The organism is Pseudoxanthobacter soli DSM 19599, assembly GCF_900148505.1.
Classification (GTDB): domain Bacteria; phylum Pseudomonadota; class Alphaproteobacteria; order Rhizobiales; family Segnochrobactraceae; genus Pseudoxanthobacter; species Pseudoxanthobacter soli.
The window spans coordinates 505,479-521,773 of sequence record NZ_FRXO01000001.1; the positions used below are offsets into that span (position 1 = coordinate 505,479).

Here is a 16,295-nt window from a genome sequence, read left to right on the forward strand (position 1 = left end):
ATGGCGTGGGTCCGCATGATGGTCCTCGCGCCTACGAGCCTGATTGCTGGTCACGATCCTGGGCCGCCACGAACAGCGTCATGGCGAGAAGATCGGCCGAGCCGCCGGGGCTGAGGCGACGGGCGACGAAGCCTTCGTGCACCGAGCGCGCGTGATCGCGCCAGCCGGGCCGGCGGACACCGCCTTCGTCGAGGAAGGCGCGAGCCGCATCGCGCGCAAACGACAGGCCGTCGAGGCCGCCGCGATGCAGGAGGTTGGTGTCCTCGAGCGCGGCGATAAGGGCGAAGCAGGCCTCGATCCGCGCTGCCTCAGCGTCGCCCGGGGCGACCGCGATCCCTCTGCGCAACGCCGGAAGGCCGACGCCGTAGACGGTCGGAAAGCCGCTTGCCGCCTCCAGCCGCGCCCCGCCCGCGCCGAACCGGCGCCTCGCCGCCCCGCCGTGGCTGTGCAGAAGGATCGGACCATCGACAATATCCCGGCCCCAGAGGCGCGAGACGATCGTGCCGAGCGGTTCCCGCGGCGGGGCAAGCCCGGCCAGTCGCGCGCCCGCCGCGGCACACAGCAATCCAAGCCCGAAGATCGCGCCGCGATGGGTGTTGATCCCGGACGTCGCCGACAGCATCGCCGCCTCGGCCTCGATGCCAATCAGCCGGAGACGCGCCATGGCGCTGCCGTCGGCGCCGGCTTCGGCGAGAGCGCGCAGATAAGGCGCGATGGCCGCCGCGCTCGCCCGGAACGTGGCGGCGTCCATGTCGTCGTGGCTGCCCGCATCGACATGGCTGACGAGGCCGGGTTTCGGCCAGGTTTCCAGTTCGAGGAGCAGGCACTCGACGGCGCTTGCCGCGACCGCGTCGAGGTCGCGGGCGAGATCGTCCCGAGCGCCCGCCGGTGCCGACGGAGGGGACAAAGCCGGGCTCGCGTTCATGACGTCGGCGCTCCAGGCCAGAACAGGTCGGCACGGAGAAGGGAGACACCATGGAGCGTCTTCACCAGGAGGTCGCCTGCGCCGTCGTGAAACTCCCGCCAGTTGACCGCCGCGCCGTCCGCGCGGACGAACTCGCCGTCGAGCCGCATCGGCGCGTCTGCCTCCGCAACGGCGAGATCGGCGGCAAGGCCATGCAGATTCGCGCCCTGCTCCGCCACGAACAGAAGATCGATATCGGAGTTGCCGGTGAGATAGCTCTGGCCCGTCAGCGACTGCCAGGCGAGGCTTCCGAACACCCGAGCCGTCACGCCGTGGCGTTTCGCAAGGCCTTCGATCCGTTCGAGAACGGGTTGCCATTCGGCCGGTGCGGCTGCCGCAGCGTCGTGCAGGGCCGGAGGCGGCGTCACCGATACGACCTCGGCGGGCGGCACGACAAGCGCGAGCCTCCGCTTGCCAGTCGACGGGGGCGAAGGCAGGCCGAGCGCGATGCCGTCGCCGTCGCCGTCGCCGGGCATGGGCCTGCGGGTGACGAGCGGCCAATCGCTATCGGCCCAGAGCGAGACGAGCCGCTCGTCCTCGAGATCGCGCGGAACGGTGGTGAGCGTCCGCCAGCCCTCTGGGCTGACGAACACGAGATCGTGCCGCCGGATCGGCCGGTCACCCCTGCTGGAGGGCGAGATCATGGACGCGCCCGGCGATGTCTTCGGCCTTGAGGCGGCCGGCCCGCTCCTTGCCGAGCGCGCCACGGCGATCGCGCGTGTCCGGCATGTCCCCCAGCAATGCGCCGAGCTGGTCGGCGAGCGGCGCGGACGTGTCCCAGATCAGATGGACCGCCCCGGTCTGGGCGAGATTGGCGAGGCCCGGCGCGAACACCGGCGTCGACTTCGCCTTCTCCTCCAGAACCGCGATCGACAGCTTCGTCACCTTGGACATCGACGGCAGGTCCATCACGGCCGGATCGGCGCCGGGAATGCCGACGAGCACCCGCGTCGCGAGCGCCGTCGCAAGGAATGCGCCGGCGGCCGAGTGCCCGTAGAGGATGCCGACGGTCGGCCGGCCGTTCAGGTCGGCAAAGAGCAGGCATTTGGCGAGATGCGCCAGGAACTCGTTCAGGCCGAGCAGTTCGTCGCGCTTGCTCATGCGCTGGCTGTCGCTGTCGACGATAACGAGGATTGGCCCGCTGTCGACGCCGATGGAGGCGAGGACGTGGCGCGACAGGCGGATGGCATCGTCGATGCCGAGCGCGGTGCGGCCGGCGACGCCGACGACGAGCGCGCGGCCGTCACCCTTGAGCGCGCCGGAGCCCGTCAGGATGCCCCGGTCGTTCGTCACGTCGTGGCCGTCCGGGAACAGGCCGGTCAGGATTTCATCGAGCGTCACGGCTGCTGCTCCCGATCTTGCCGGCCAGGGCGATGAACTGTTCGGCGGGCATGCCGGGGATCGACCCGGCATCCGGTGCGCCTTCGGCGGTCCAGATGTCGGTCGCGTCCGCACAGGTGCCGAAGCGTTTCAGGCGGTCTTCGAGACGGGCCTGCTCGGCCTTCAGCGTGTCGAGACCGAAGATCCCGACCGAACCGAGAAGCGTCAGCGCTGCGTCGCGGAAATCCTGCCCGGTGTCGTCGACGAAAATCTCGGCTCCGCCGATCAGACGCCGGTGCTTGCCGCCCATCGTGCGCCACACCATGGCGCGGTCGCGGGCGTCGAATTCCTCGACGCCCCGGTTGGTTTCGATCACCTCCGGACCGGACACCGCGATGCGGCCCTGCTCGGAGACCGCCAGCGCAGAACAGCAACCGGCGATCAGGCCGCCGCCGCCATAGCAGCCGGCACGGCCGCCGACGAGGCCGATCACCTTCACGCCGGCAGAGCGTGCCTCGATGACCGCGCGCATGATCTCGGCGATGGAGAGTTCGCCGGCATTGGCTTCCTGCAGCCGAACGCCGCCGGTATCGAACAGGATGAGAACCGGCACCGAGCCGGTATCCCGCGCCGCGCGCAGCAGGCCCGTCAGCTTCGCACCGTGGACCTCGCCGAAGGCGCCGCCCATGAAGCGGCCCTCCTGGGCGGCGACGAACACGGGCGCACCGTCGAGCGTGCCGCGCCCGACCACGATGCCGTCGTCGAACTGTGCCGGCAGGTCGAACACGGCGAGATGGGGACTGACCTCGCGCAGTTCGGGACCGATGAACTCCTCGAAGCTGCCGTCGTCGAGCAGCAGGCGAATGCGATTGCGCGCCGAGGCCTCGTACCAGCTCATCGACCTGTCGACGGCATGTCCCGTGCTTTTCTGGATCGCGCTCATTGGTCGTTGTCCTCCATCAGCCGCGCGGCCTGCGCGAGCCGCAGCATGACGGTGTCCGGCCGTGCGCCGCCGTCATTGACGGAAAATCGGATGCCGCCGGGCGAGTAGCGCTCGACGAAATCGGCGGTCACCGCATCCCACACCGCGCCGAAACCCTCGGCGGCGGTCTTGATCTCCAGCCGGCATTCCTCGGCCGGCAGAACGCGTTCCGCGAGCACCTCGAGGTTGCCGGAGGCGACAACGCCGATGATGGCCATCTTCCTGGAACCACCGGACGGCTTGCGGGCCTGGTGGCGAAAAGCCAGATCTTCCATGGGGCTGTTTCCTCTCACCAGTTGCGGAATCGCGAGGGCGGGGCATAGAGCCCGCCCGACCACCGCACGAGATCCTTGATGGAACGCGCCGCCAGCATGCTCCGGTCGGCGTCGAGCGGATCGATGCCGAGGTCCTCCGGACGGCGGATGACGCCGCGCTCACGCAGGCGCTGAACCATCGCCGCGTCCCGGCCGCGGCCGACATCGGTATAGCCGGCGACGCCGCGGATCGCGTGCTCGCGCTCGTCCGCGTTGCGGCAGAGCAGCAGGTTGGCGATGCCTTCCTCGGTGACGATGTGCGTGACGTCGTCGCCGTAGATCATCACCGGCGCCAGATCGAGCTTCAGCTTGTCGGCGAGCGCGATGGCGTCGAGCTTCTCCACGAACAGGGGGACGTTCTTGTCGCCGAAGGTCTCGCCGATCTGGACCACGAGCTTGCGCCCGCGCCGCAGCGGCGCGGGACCGTCCGGATCCGCCTCCTGCCCGGCCTGAAGCCACGGCTCGCTCGGATGCCGCCTGCCCCGCGCGTCGGAGCCCATGTTCGGCGCGCCGCCGAAGCCGGCGATGCGCGATGTGGTGACGGTGGACGAATGTCCCTGCAGGTCGATCTGCAGCGTGGAGCCGATGAACATGTCGCAGGCATAGAGGCCGGCGACCTGACAGAAGGCGCGATTGGAGCGCAGCGAACCGTCAGGCCCGGTGAAGTAGATGTCCGAGCGGGCGCGGATGTAATCGTCCATCCCGACCTCGGATCCAAACGAGTGGATCTGCTGCACCCAGCCGGATTCGATCGCCGGGATCAGCGCCGGATGGGGATTGAGCGCGAAGTGGCTCGCGACCTTGCCTTTCAGGCCGAGCTTCTCGCCGAAGGTCGGCAGCAGCAGCTCGATGGCGGCGGTGCTGAAGCCGATGCCGTGGTTCAGACGGCGGACGCCATAGGGCGCGTAGATGCCCTTGATCGCCAGCATCGCCGTCAGAATCTGCGACTCGGTGATCGCGGCCGGGTCGCGCGTGAACAGCGGCTCGACGAAGAACGGCTTGCCGGACGGCACGACGAACTGCACCCGGTCTCCGGGAATGTCGACCCGGGGCAGCCTGTCGACGATCTCGTTCACCTGGGCGATGACGATGCCGTCCTTGAAGGCCGTGGCCTCGACGACGGTCGGCGTGTCCTCGGTGTTCGGCCCGGTATAGAGGTTGCCGTCCCTGTCCGCGCTCACGGCGGCGATCAGCGCCACGTTCGGCGTCAGGTCGATGAAGTAGCGCGCGAACAACTCCAGATAGGTGTGGACCGCGCCGAGCTCGATCTTGCCGCCGAACAGCATCGTCGCGATGCGCGCCGATTGCGGACCGGAATAGGCATAGTCGAGCCGCTTTGCGACGCCGCGGTCGAACAGGTCGAGATGTTCCGGCAGCACGACGCCTGACTGCACCATGTGCAGGTTGTTGACCTTGGCGAGGTCGACCGCGAGAAGCGCGGCGGCGAGCAGATCGGCCTGCTTCTGGTTGTCGCCCTCGATGCACACCCGGTCGCCCGGGCGAACGACGGCTTCGAGCAGGCTCGTGGCATCGCCTGCGGCAACGATCTTGCCGTCGGCAAGCTTGGCACCGGCGGCCAAGCGGGCGTCGCGCGCCTCGCGGCCTTGTCGCCAGGTTTTCATCATGTCACTCCCTGCCCCGCGCGTTCCGGCGCCTCCCCCGGCAGCCCAGGCCAGCGATACAGCGTTCGGCCTTCCAGCCCCAGCCCTTCGCGCGCCTGCGCATGTCCATCGTCCGAACGCGACAGCAATATGCCTGCAACTCCGGCCGTTGCACCAGCCCCCGCTACGGGCTGGTGCTTGCGTCTTGGGGGGTCATTTAGCCGCCGATACAGCGTCGCCGAAACTGCGCGCCGCGTCCGCGATCACCGCTGCCACCTGCTTCGGATGCGACACATAGACGGAGTGGCTCGCGCCGGGGATCTCGGTCGTATGGCTCTTGGCGCGGGTATAGTACCAGCGCTCCAGATCGGGGTTGATGATCTGGTCGTTGCCGGCGACGACGCCCCAGCTCGGCTTGGTCTTCCAGGCGGCCGCCGTCAGCGGGGTCGTGAAGACGTCGGCGGCCGCGAGCACCTGCGAACGGGCCGTGAATTCCGCCTGCGGACGCGGCAGGTCGGGTGCGAACAGCTTGGGGAAGTCGGCGGGATTGAGGTAGGTGAAGCCGTCCGCGGTCTTCTCGACGGCACCGGGCGTCCTGGCGAGGACACTCGGCATCTTCTTGCCGAGCGCGCCCTCGTCTTCCCCGACATCGGGCGCGTGGGCGGCGACATAGACGAGCCCGACCACCTGCGGATCGACGCCGGCCTCGGTGATCACCGAGCCGCCGTAGCTGTGGCCAACGAGGAGCACGGGACCGTTCTGGAGATCGATCACGCGCCTGGCGGCCGTCACGTCGGCCCCGAACGACGTCTCCGGCTCCTGCACCATGGTGACGTTGAAGCCTTCCTTGGTGAGAATGTCGTAGACCGGCTTCCAGCCGGAGGCGTCAACCCACGCGCCGTGGACCAGAACGATGTTCTTCAGGGGCGCGGCGGCGGCCGGAACGACGGCCGAGGTCAGGGCGAGGGCGGCGGCGAAGGCGAGCGAGATGCTTTTGTTCTTCATGTTCAGCTCCATCGGTAAGAACTGTTCCTTGTTTATAACCTCATCTCGTCGGCATATTTCTATTTAAAATGGTACTTTCTTCTTTGCACGTCTGACGAGGATTTGCTTTGAACGGTCTCGCAGCAGGGCGTGGACGGGCGAAAAAAAGCCAGACACGGCCGTGCGGCCCGGGCGGCACCCCAGGAGTGCCGCGCCAGGCCGAACGGCCGTCGAATCCGGACGAAAAAAGGGAGGAGGCTCAGGCGCCGGCGACGAGAGCGCGGTCGATGCAGGCGATCATGGCGTCGCCTTCGAAGGGTTTGGCGAGGAAGCCCACCGCCCCTGCAGCCACGGCCTGCTGACGGACGCGGTCCTCGGGAAAGGCCGTGATGAAGATCAGCGGGGTCCGGTCGCCTTTCGCCCGCAGGACGTTCTGAAGCTCTATGCCCGTCATCCCGGGCATCTGCACATCGGTGATGACGCAGGCCGTGTTGCCGGCCCGGGGCGAGCGGAGGAACTCCTCCGCCGATGCGAACGTGCTCGTCGCGAAGCCGAGAGACCGGACGAGATTTTCGGTCGCCACGCGCACGGCCTCGTCGTCGTCGATAATCGTGATCATCGTGTTGTGGGTCACGTCGGACAATCCTTACAAGAAACCGAGGAGCGCCACCGATGAATGTCTGGGCCTGAGCGTCGGCATCGATTCATTCTGCAACAGGCGGGCCGGGACAGGGAATTATACGCAGGTTTGCCCCTGCCCTTCCCTGCCCTGTGCCCGTCCGCCTCGTGTGCAGGCGGCGTCAGTTGCGGCGGCTGTTGGCGGAGCGCCACTGATGCGGCGTATCGCCGACGAAGCGCTTGAAGACGGTGGTGAAATGCGCCTGCGTCTGGAACCCGACATCGAGGGCGATCCCGACCAGGCTTTCGGAGGTGGTGGTCAGCAACTCCATCGCCCGGTCGATCCTCCGCCGCAGGATGAACTCATGGGGGCGGATACCGGTTGCGAGACGGAACTGGGCGGCGAAGTGCATCCGGCTCAGACCGGCGGCGGCCGCCATGTCAGCGAGCGTGACGGTCTCGGAGAGGTGCGCGTCGACATAGGCCTTCACACGGGCGAGCCGCCACTTCGGCAGGGCCGCCTTCGCGCGATGCTGCCGCGCCGGCGGGGCGGCGTTCTCGGCCTGCCCGGCGCGCATGCCGAGCATCCGCGTGACGATGGCGAGCCGGACGGCGTCGGCATAGAGGCCGCCGAATTCGCGCCCGTCGCTCTCGGCCGCCTCCAGCGCACGGGAGAGGCGCTGCACGACGGGATCGCTCCCGGGCATGGCAGAGGCGGTATCGTCGCCTTGGCGGATCAGCCGGCCGAGATCCTGCATCACCGCGTCCGGCTCGCCGATCTCCAGGCGCAGCACGGGGCCGGGAACGCCAGCGGCACTGCGGGCATGATCACCGGTGACAGGGGTGCCGACCACATGGACGCGCCCGGTACCCGGCTGCGAACGGCCGGACACCGCGAGCGTCAGGCCCATGTGGTCCAGACGGACGATGATCTCCGAGCTGACCGCATCCCGATCGCTGCCCGCGATGTCGAAATCGTCCGCATCGGAAGCCGAACCGGGCGTGTCAAAGCCGGCCAGGCTGCGGGCCACGATCTCCCCGTCGACGGGGCGCTGCATAAGGTGTTCGATGGAGTTCCAGCGGAACGGCATGGGAGCGACCTCCTCGGCAGTCGGCGTTGATGTCCTGAGCCGGAGGGTGCGACCGGGAAGAGCAAGGTGTCCGCTGTTGTCCGGACGGGTCCGATCCGGTTGCCGGATCGATATCTTGCTGCTGTCCCGCTTCGCTCATCGCCGGCGGTGATGAGCCAAGAATAGCCATCAGGGCGCGCCGCTCCATTCTACCTGCGTTTGCTCGATCAACTCATGAGATGGGAGGGGGCATACCTTCGTATGACCGTTCGGCGACGCGCGCCGGTGCGGATCGGAAAAAGACCGGATTCGGCGAAAGACCCGTCCGGTGCACGCGTGGTTGGCTCGCTGCCAGAGATTCATCCTTTGACCGAGAGCCGCCATGAACACCATCGTAAAGCCCGCGGACCTCGACACGCGGCAACCGATATCGACCGCGCAGGCGCTGGCCGATGCCCCTGCCGAGCGCCCACCCGAGCGTCCCGCCGAGCCCTCTGCCGCACCCCCTGCGCGGAACGAGGCAGCCGGCGCCAAGCCGCGCTTCAGGCTGGGTCGCCTTCTGCGCACCGCAGCGGCGATCGGCGCTTTGGGCGCGGCTGCCGTCTTCGGCTGGCAATACTGGACGGTCTGGCGGTTCGAGCAGTCGACCGACGACGCCTATGTCCAGGCCGACGTCGTGTTCATCGCGCCGAAGGTGGCCGGCTACCTGCGCACCGTGAACGTGGAAGATAACCAGCCGGTCAAGGCCGGCGACGTGCTGGCGACCATCGACCCGCGCGACTATCAGGCGGCGGTGGACCAGGCGACGGCGGATGTCGCCGAGGCGAGCGCGACGATCGACAGCGACAAGGCGCAGCTTCAGGAACAGCTTGCCGTGATCCAGGAAGCGCAGGCGACGATCACCTCCGATCAGGCCGCGGCAACCTTCGCCGATCTCAACGACAAGCGGTTCGGCACGCTGGCCCGCGACGGCTTCGGCACGCTGGAGAACGCCCAGCAGGCGGCATCGCAGACCGCCCAGGCCACCGCCCAGATCGCCAGGGACAAGGCGGCCCTGCTCGCGGCTGAAAAGCAGGTCGATACCCTCGACGCGGCGATCGAGCAGGCGAAGGCGACGCTCGCCCACAACAAAGCCGTGCTCGATCAAGCCAGGTTGAACCTCGGCTACACGGTCCTGCGGGCGCCGGTGGACGGCGTGGTCGGTGCCCGAACGCTGCGCGTCGGTCAGTACGTCCAGCCGGGCACGGACCTGCTCGCGGTCGTGCCGCTGCAGTCGACCTATATCGTCGCCAACTACAAGGAAACCCAGCTCGCCGGGGTGAAGCCCGGCCAGCCAGTCGGCATCGCCATCGATACCTTTCCCGGCGTCTCGGTGCGCGGCACGGTCGACAGCCTCGCGCCGGCGAGCGGCGAGGAGTTCGCCCTGCTACCCCCCGACAATGCCACCGGCAACTTCACCAAGATCGTGCAGCGCATTCCCGTGAAGATCACCATCGACCGGACGGACCCGCTCGCCGGCCAGTTGCGGCCGGGCATGTCGGTGACGACCACCATCAAGGTTGGCGGCGCTCCGTCGGCCGTCACCGCGTCTCACAACGGCTGAACCGGGGAGGATGCGATGCCCGCGACCGGTGCACTGCCCTCCGCCGCAATCGAGCGGGCGAGCCTCCGGACCTGGATTTCTGTCCTCGGCTGCATGCTCGGCGCACTGATCGCGGTGCTGGACATCCAGATCACCAACTCTTCGCTTCCGAACATCGAGGGTGGAATCGGAACGGGCGTCGACAACGGCACCTGGATCTCGACTTCGTACCTGATCGGCGAGATCATCATGATCCCGCTGACCGACTTCTTCAGCCGCACGTTCAGTTTCCGCCGCTTCCTGCTCGGATCGCTGGTCCTGTTTCTCGTCTGCTCGGTCGCCTGCGCCTTCGCCACCAATCTTGGTCAGATGATCGTGACACGTGGCCTGCAGGGCTTCTTCGGCGGCTGCCTCATCCCGCTCGCCTTCACCATCGTGCTGACCAAGCTGCCGCGCCACCAGCAGCCCGTGGGCCTCGCGATCTTCGCCACGACGGCGACATTCGGCCCCTCCATCGGCCCGACCATCGGCGGTTATCTCACCGAGCACTACGGCTGGCAGTACATCTTCTTCATCAATCTCATCCCGGGGGCGGCGATGCTCGCGGTGCTGGTGCCGACGCTTGAGCGGACGAAGATGCAGCTTCATCTGCTGAAGCAAGGCGACTGGTACGGCATCGCCTTCATGACGGTGGGGCTCGCCTGCCTCCAGACTGTGCTCGACGAGGGCAACAAGGACGACTGGTTCGGCTCGCCGTTCATCGTTCACCTCTCCATCGTGGCGGCGGTGTGCCTCACCGTGTTCGTCGTCATCGAGCTCAATATCGAGCGCCCGCTGGTGCAGCTGCGGCTGCTGCTGCGCCGGAATTTCGGCCTTGGCACCGTCGCCAACGTGCTGGTCGGGTTTGCGCTGTTCGGCTCCGTCTACGTGCTGCCGGCCTATCTCGACGAGGTGCAGGGCTACAATGCCGAACAGATCGGCGTGGTGCTCGCGTGGGTCGGGCTGCCGCAGCTCTTCATCATCCCGTTCATGCCGGTGCTTATGAAGCGGTTCGACGCGCGCCTGCTCGTGATCGCAGGCCTCGCGATCTTCGCGGCGAGCTGCTTCATGAACACGCATCTGAGCTTCGACGTCGGCGGACAGCAGCTGACGATGACGAACGTCGTGCGTGCGCTGGGCCAGGCCATGGTGCTGTCGCCGCTCGCGAGCATCACCATGGCGGGCATGCCGCCCGCCGAGGCCGGCCAGGCCTCCGGGCTCTTCAACATGATGCGCAGCCTCGGCGGCGCTGTCGGAACCGCCGCACTCGCAACCGTCATCACCAAGCGCGAGCAGTTCCACTCCAACATCGTCGGCCAGTCGGTCACGCCGTTCGGAGAGACTGCGCGCGGCTTCCTGTCGAGCCTGCAGGATTATTATCTCGCCCACGGCATGACCGATCCGGCGAAGGCCCATCATCAGGCCGAGATCCTGCTCGGCTCCCTCGTCGAGCGGCAGGCCCTGATCATGGCGTTCTCGGACACGTTCTTCGTGCTCGGCGCCATCCTGGTCGTCGCCGCGGCGGCCGTCGCGCTCACCGGCCGGCCGGGCGTGTCCGCACGATGACGGCTGGCCGGGGCGGAGGGCGGGGCCGCAGCCGGCCGCGCCGGTGCGAAACGGATGCAAATGTCGGAGAGCGCTGGTATGTGAAGACCTTAACCGGCGCATGGACATCCGGCCCGCCGGTCGCGGCGGACGGGGGCGAAGGGCTGGAGCGGGGTACGATGTTCACGGATTCTCAGACGTCGGCGGCCTTGCGGTCGTCCCTGGCGCCTTGTGCGGCCGTGTGCCTCGCCGCGGCGATCTTCCTCATCGACACACTCACGCCCTTCGACGTGGCGATCGCGGTGCTCTACGTCGCGGTGGTGATGCTGTCCGCGACCTTCCTGGACAGGCGGCGGCTGCTCGGCGTCGGAATGCTGTGCGTCGTTCTCTCGCTCGTCAGCTTCGTGATCACCCACAGCAGCGAATACAATCTGCCGGCGATCATCCGCTGCGGCGTCGCGATCTCCGCCATCGTCATCACGACGTTCCTCTCGCTGAAGAACCAGGAATCCAACGCCGCGCTCGAGGCGCAGGCGGAACTGCTCGATCTCACCCACGACGCCATCTTCGTTCGGGATGCGGACGACGTGATCACCTACTGGAACAGCGGCGCGGAGGAACTCTACGGCTGGCCGCGCCGGGATGCCGTCGGGCAAAAGGCCGCCGACCTGCTGAAGACGGTGTTCCCGCGCCCGGTGGAGGACATCCGCGCGGCGCTGATCGACGAGCATCGCTGGGAAGGCGAACTGATCCACACCCGGCGCGACGGAACCCGCCTCGTGGTCATCAGCCGCTGGTCGCTGAAACTCGACGACCGCGGCCGCCCGGCCGCGACGATGGAAACCAACAACGACATCACCGAATATCGCCGCGCCGAGGACGACCTGCACAAGGCGCAGTCCGAACTCGCCCATGTCACCCGCCTGACCACCCTCGGCGAACTGACGGCCTCCATCGCCCACGAGGTCAACCAGCCGCTCGCCGCGACCGTCACCAACGGTGAGGCCTGCCTGCGCTGGCTTGCCCGCCCGGTGCCCGATCTCGGGGAAGCGAGGGCGTCGGTCGAGCGGATGATCGCCAATGCCCGCCGCGCCAGCGACGTGATCGCGCGGCTGCGGGCGCTGTCGCGCCGGGACGATCCGGTCCACCTTCCGCTTCAGATCAACGACACGGTCGAGGAAGCCCTCCTCCTCGTCGAACGCGAACTTTCCAATCGACACATCACACTGGCGCTGGATCTTGATCCATCGCTTCCGGAGGTGTTCGGCGATCGGGTGCAATTGCAGCAGGTCGTCATCAACCTCGTGGTGAACGCGATCCAGGCGATGGATCCGATGCCGGAGGACGGCCGGAAGCTGCGTATCCTCTCGCGGCGGAAAGACGACGATGCCTGCGAACGCCCTGTCCAGATCGAAATCCACGACAGCGGAACCGGATTCGACGGTGTCGACGCGAGCCAGCTGTTCAAGACGTTCTACACCACCAAGCACGACGGCATGGGCATGGGTCTTTCGATCTGCCGCTCGATCGTCGAGGCCCATGGCGGAAACATATCGGCCTCGGCGAACGACGAGGGCGGCGCGTGCTTCCGCATCTGTCTTCCCGCGACGAAGGAGCCCTCTCTATGATCGCCCCGCAGCCGGTCCGTTCCTCTTCCGAGCCGGTCGTCATCGTCGTCGATGACGATGCCGCCCTTCGTGATGCGCTGGGGAGCCTGTTCCGCTCGGTGGGACTGAAGGTCGAGCTGTTTTCTTCCACCGCGGAAATGACGGCCGCGCGCCTTCCCGAGGCGCCGCGCTGTCTCGTGCTCGATATCCGGCTTCCGGGCGTCAGCGGGCTTGATTTCCAGCAGCAGCTCGCCCGGTCCGGAACCAGCATGCCGATCGTGTTCATGACCGGGCATGGCGACATCCCGATGTCCGTCAGGGCCATGAAGGCGGGAGCGATCGACTTCCTCACCAAGCCGTTCCGCGATCAGGATATGCTCGATGCCGTCACCGCCGCGATCGACCTCGACCGCCGACAGCGGGAAACGGACAGCGCCGTGAGCGGGGTGCAGTCTCTTTATGAGTCGCTCACCGCCCGCGAGAAGGAAGTCATGGGGCTCGTCACCACCGGGCTGATGAACAAACAGGTCGCGGCCGAGATCGGCCTGAGCGAAATCACCGTGAAGATTCATCGCGGCAACGTCATGCGGAAGATGGGCGCGAAGTCCCTCGCCGATCTCGTGCGGATGGCCGAAACGCTCGGCCTCGGCAAGCCCCGGACCTGACCCCGCCTTTCCGATCACAGGTTTCCGCCCGCGGAATGCATCAGACGCGCATATCTCCCGCCACCCGGACCGAGACAACGGAGCCACACCGATGGACGCCATCACCCCCCGCCCCTTCACCTACCGGAGTCGCGATGGGCTGGAACTCTACGGCCAGGAGTGGCTGCCGTCCGGGCCGGTCTCGGGCCGGCCGGTCGCCTGCCTGCCGGGCGTGACGCGCAACAGCCGGGACTTCGCGGACCTCGCCGGCTTTCTCGCCGGCCGCGGGCGGCGCGTTGTCGCGTTCGACTTCCGCGGACGGGGTCGTTCGGCACACGCGGCGGTCGAGACCTACACGCCGCTGGCGGAGGCGGACGATGTCGGACTCGGGCTCGACCATCTCGGCATCCCAGAGGCGGCTCTGATCGGCACGTCCCGCGGCGGCCTCGTCATCATGACGCTGGCGATGACGCGGCCGGCGCTGCTCGGCGCGGTCGTGCTCAACGATATCGGGCCGGTGATCGACAAGGCCGGGCTCGCCCGTATCGCCGGCTATATCGGCAAGCCGCTGCCGCGCTCATGGCCGGCGGCCATCGCGGACCTGAAGGCGGGACAGGGCGCGCTGTTTCCGGCGCTCGACGATGCCGGATGGGAGCGTTACGCCCGCCAGATCTACCGCGACGAAGGCGGCGTTCCGGTGATCGACTACGATCCGGCGCTGGAAGAGGCTTTCAAGGCGTTCGATCCGAACGCGCCGCTGCCCGATCTGTGGCCGGCGTTCGATGCCATGGCGAAGCGTGAGCCGGTTCCGGTTCCGATGATGGTCGTCCATGGGGCGCTTTCGGACATCCTCGCGGCCACGACCGTTGCCGAGATGCAGGCGCGCCATCCGGCCCTCGTCACCTGCACCGTCGCGGACGAGGGCCATGCGCCGCTGCTTTGGGACGCCGCGACGCAGGAGCGGATCGCGGCATTCCTCGACGGCGCCGAGCGGGCCTGAGCGGCCGCGCTCACGCCGCGTTGGGCTTCTGACGCGGGGTGCGCCGATGCTTCCGGCGCACCGTGAGCGCTTCCGACAGCACGCCCGTATAGGCGTGGGTGCCCCAGTGGGCGAGCTTCGCCCGCATGTCGCACCAGATCTCGCCGCCGCAGCCATCGACCCAGCGCTGGCAGAAGGCGTAATCCTCGCCGAGGAAGGTGTTGGTCGCCGGATCGATGAACGGGTCGAACAGCCCGTAGAGATAGCCGCCGAAGCCGGACGTGTTGTAGCGGTATCCCCCGCCCCCGGCATTGCCGATGTCGTCATGATAGCGCAGGTCGGGAAACTGGCTGACCATCGTCTCGATGACGCTGCGCTTGAGCAGGATGATGCCGGCGCCAGCCTTGATGACCTTCGCGAAGCCGTTCGGCGTCAGCGTCGGAGCCGCCGCGCCCCTCATCACCGCGGGATCGGAAAACACCACGTTCCATTCGAGCACGAGTTCGAGGAGGTCGCCGAGATCCTTCGGCGCGAACGCCCGCGTGTCGAGATCGGGGTAGGTCTTCTTCGGATAGGCTGCGCACGTGAAGGGATAATCCGACCGCAGCATCCTGAGAACTGTCCGCGGATCGAACTCGATATCGGAATCGAGGAACAGCAGATGAGTTGCGGATCTGTCGGAAGCAAACTCGGCAATGGCGCCGTTGCGAACCCGGCTGACGATTGCGTCTCCCGCCAGATAAAGAATCCGGGAGCGGATGCGATGCTCCATCAGAGTGACGACAAGACGTGTAATGGCGAGGGATGTCGGGGCGAATACGCGGTGATCGTGCGCGGGGCAGACGATAAGAACGTTCAACGGCTCTTTCATCAAGAATACCGGGCATGTCGACGACGCACAGCGACACGCGGCACGGCTCAAGGGAGCGCACCGTTCTTGCTGTCGTCGGACAATTGAACCAAACCGACCGGCCGATCGATCCCCGGCATTACGGGTATCGCCGGTCGACTTACGTCCGGGAGGCGGATCGATCTCGGACGGCAACCGTTCATGATACTGGACGAATGCGGGACAAGTTCGACATGACCGACGCCGTTCCCGGCGCTCGCCATGCGAAGTCTTCAGAACCGCTGACTCCAGGCTGAGAAAGACGCGTGCATCTCGAAAAGATTGCGGGAAGAAGGTCGACGCAATATCGTTTCCTCAGAACCAGAAGGAAACGGAATCGTTCCCGAATGTCAAGCGACGTTTCAGAGACGGTCGAAGGCGCCTGCGCGAAGGCGCGGGTCGGTCGTCCGCCCGTTCTGGCGGAGCAGGAACGGCGGCAGCTCATCCTCGAAGCGGCGGAGACGGTGTTCTTCCGGGCGGGCTACGGCGAGGCGACGATGGAAGAAATCGCGCGCGTCGCCTGCATGTCGAAGAAGAGCATCTATGCGCTCTATCCGGACAAGCGGACCCTGTTCGCCTGCCTCGTGAACGATATCGGCTGCTTTTCGGAACGGGCGGCCAGATCGTTGCCGCCTGCGCCGTCGGCGATCGAGGAATTGCGGACGCGCTTGCTGACGCTGGCGGAATTTTCGCTGTCGCCGCGCCTGATCAAGATGAAGCGGCTTGTTATCTCCGAGGCCCCCAAGTCTCCGGAACTCGCGGACGAATTCCACAATCGGGTCATCAGGAGGGGCTCGGCCTACATCGCCGAGAGTGTCGTGCGCCTCGCCGACGAACGCGGCCAGCCGATCGCCCACGACGAGATGAAGGTCGCCCGGTTCCTGATCGGTGCGGCGCTCTCCGACCTCCACATCTCCCTGCTGTTCGGCGAGCCCTGCGACGTGTCCTACGAGGCGGTCGTCCACAAGATCGACATGACACTGGACATCGCCGTTCGTGGCCTGTTCGCCTGAACGTCCGCCGCGGGCCGCGGCGGCGAAAGGCCGTTCTTCGAGACGGATCTGCGAAATTCTAGACGGTCCGGGAGTGTGGCGGAACCGTGGCTTTTTTGGCTATGGTTAATGACGTCGATTTCGGCAAAAGTCGCATCATGAGGC

Annotated in this window: 16 protein-coding genes; 6 read left to right on the forward strand and 10 right to left on the reverse strand. The window is 67.1% G+C overall.

Annotation, left to right across the window (positions count from 1 at the left end):
- Nucleotides 1–31: 31 nt before the first annotated feature.
- From mdcB to BUF17_RS02185, 9 genes are all read right to left on the reverse strand, one after another.
- On the reverse strand, nt 32–925 hold the full coding sequence (mdcB, locus tag BUF17_RS02145) for a triphosphoribosyl-dephospho-CoA synthase MdcB (RefSeq protein ID WP_084563797.1): 894 nt from the start codon (nt 923–925) through the stop codon (nt 32–34).
- A complete protein-coding gene (gene mdcG / locus BUF17_RS02150) occupies nt 922–1,608 on the reverse strand; it encodes a malonate decarboxylase holo-[acyl-carrier-protein] synthase (protein ID WP_073625544.1) in 687 nt (228 codons plus the stop codon). Before mdcG ends, mdcB begins: the two co-directional genes overlap by 4 nt.
- Nucleotides 1,583–2,305 carry a biotin-independent malonate decarboxylase subunit gamma gene (locus tag BUF17_RS02155; RefSeq protein WP_073625545.1) on the reverse strand — a complete coding sequence of 241 codons (723 nt, stop codon included), beginning with the start codon at nt 2,303–2,305 and terminating at the stop codon, nt 1,583–1,585. Before BUF17_RS02155 ends, mdcG begins: the two co-directional genes overlap by 26 nt.
- Nucleotides 2,292–3,227, reverse strand: a complete 936-nt coding sequence (locus tag BUF17_RS02160) for a biotin-independent malonate decarboxylase subunit beta (RefSeq protein WP_073625546.1) — start codon at nt 3,225–3,227, stop codon at nt 2,292–2,294. Before BUF17_RS02160 ends, BUF17_RS02155 begins: the two co-directional genes overlap by 14 nt.
- Nucleotides 3,224–3,541: a malonate decarboxylase acyl carrier protein gene (gene mdcC, locus BUF17_RS02165; RefSeq protein ID WP_073625547.1), complete on the reverse strand. Its 318-nt coding sequence runs from the start codon at nt 3,539–3,541 to the stop codon at nt 3,224–3,226. Before mdcC ends, BUF17_RS02160 begins: the two co-directional genes overlap by 4 nt.
- Before the next feature lie 14 nt (nt 3,542–3,555).
- On the reverse strand, nt 3,556–5,202 hold the full coding sequence (mdcA, locus tag BUF17_RS02170) for a malonate decarboxylase subunit alpha (protein WP_073625987.1): 1,647 nt from the start codon (nt 5,200–5,202) through the stop codon (nt 3,556–3,558).
- 192 nt (nt 5,203–5,394) lie between these two features.
- Nucleotides 5,395–6,186, reverse strand: coding sequence for an alpha/beta hydrolase (locus BUF17_RS02175; RefSeq protein ID WP_073625988.1), 792 nt, complete (start codon nt 6,184–6,186; stop codon nt 5,395–5,397).
- Between the two features lie 238 nt (nt 6,187–6,424).
- On the reverse strand, nt 6,425–6,784 hold the full coding sequence (locus BUF17_RS02180) for a response regulator transcription factor (RefSeq protein WP_073625989.1): 360 nt from the start codon (nt 6,782–6,784) through the stop codon (nt 6,425–6,427).
- Between the two features lie 181 nt (nt 6,785–6,965).
- Nucleotides 6,966–7,874 (reverse strand): helix-turn-helix domain-containing protein, encoded by a 909-nt coding sequence (locus BUF17_RS02185; protein ID WP_073625548.1) that lies wholly within the window; start codon nt 7,872–7,874, stop codon nt 6,966–6,968.
- Nucleotides 7,875–8,235: 361 nt separating this feature from the next.
- Here BUF17_RS02185 and BUF17_RS02190 point away from each other — a divergent pair, with 361 nt between their 5' ends.
- The 5 genes from BUF17_RS02190 (at nt 8,236) to BUF17_RS02210 (ending at nt 14,270) form a co-directional block, all read left to right on the forward strand.
- Nucleotides 8,236–9,456 carry an HlyD family secretion protein gene (locus BUF17_RS02190; RefSeq protein ID WP_084563799.1) on the forward strand — a complete coding sequence of 407 codons (1,221 nt, stop codon included), beginning with the start codon at nt 8,236–8,238 and terminating at the stop codon, nt 9,454–9,456.
- Nucleotides 9,457–9,471: 15 nt separating this feature from the next.
- Complete coding sequence (locus BUF17_RS02195) at nt 9,472–11,040, forward strand: DHA2 family efflux MFS transporter permease subunit (protein WP_073625549.1); 1,569 nt, start codon at nt 9,472–9,474, stop codon at nt 11,038–11,040.
- A 158-nt stretch (nt 11,041–11,198) separates the two neighbouring features.
- Entirely contained in the window at nt 11,199–12,647 is a 1,449-nt protein-coding gene (locus BUF17_RS02200) for a sensor histidine kinase (RefSeq protein WP_073625550.1), read from the forward strand.
- On the forward strand, nt 12,644–13,291 hold the full coding sequence (locus tag BUF17_RS02205) for a response regulator transcription factor (protein ID WP_073625551.1): 648 nt from the start codon (nt 12,644–12,646) through the stop codon (nt 13,289–13,291). Before BUF17_RS02200 ends, BUF17_RS02205 begins: the two co-directional genes overlap by 4 nt.
- A gap of 91 nt (nt 13,292–13,382) precedes the next feature.
- The gene (locus BUF17_RS02210; RefSeq protein WP_073625552.1) at nt 13,383–14,270 is read left to right on the forward strand and encodes an alpha/beta fold hydrolase; all 888 of its coding nucleotides are present in this window, start codon (nt 13,383–13,385) and stop codon (nt 14,268–14,270) included.
- Nucleotides 14,271–14,280: 10 nt separating this feature from the next.
- Here the strand turns inward: BUF17_RS02210 and BUF17_RS02215 are convergent, their stop codons facing one another.
- Nucleotides 14,281–15,108, reverse strand: coding sequence for a hypothetical protein (locus BUF17_RS02215; RefSeq protein WP_139282369.1), 828 nt, complete (start codon nt 15,106–15,108; stop codon nt 14,281–14,283).
- 377 nt (nt 15,109–15,485) lie between these two features.
- On the opposite strand from BUF17_RS02215, the gene BUF17_RS02220 reads away from it, so the two are divergent.
- Entirely contained in the window at nt 15,486–16,151 is a 666-nt protein-coding gene (locus tag BUF17_RS02220) for a TetR/AcrR family transcriptional regulator (RefSeq protein WP_073625554.1), read from the forward strand.
- Nucleotides 16,152–16,295 lie beyond the last annotated feature (144 nt).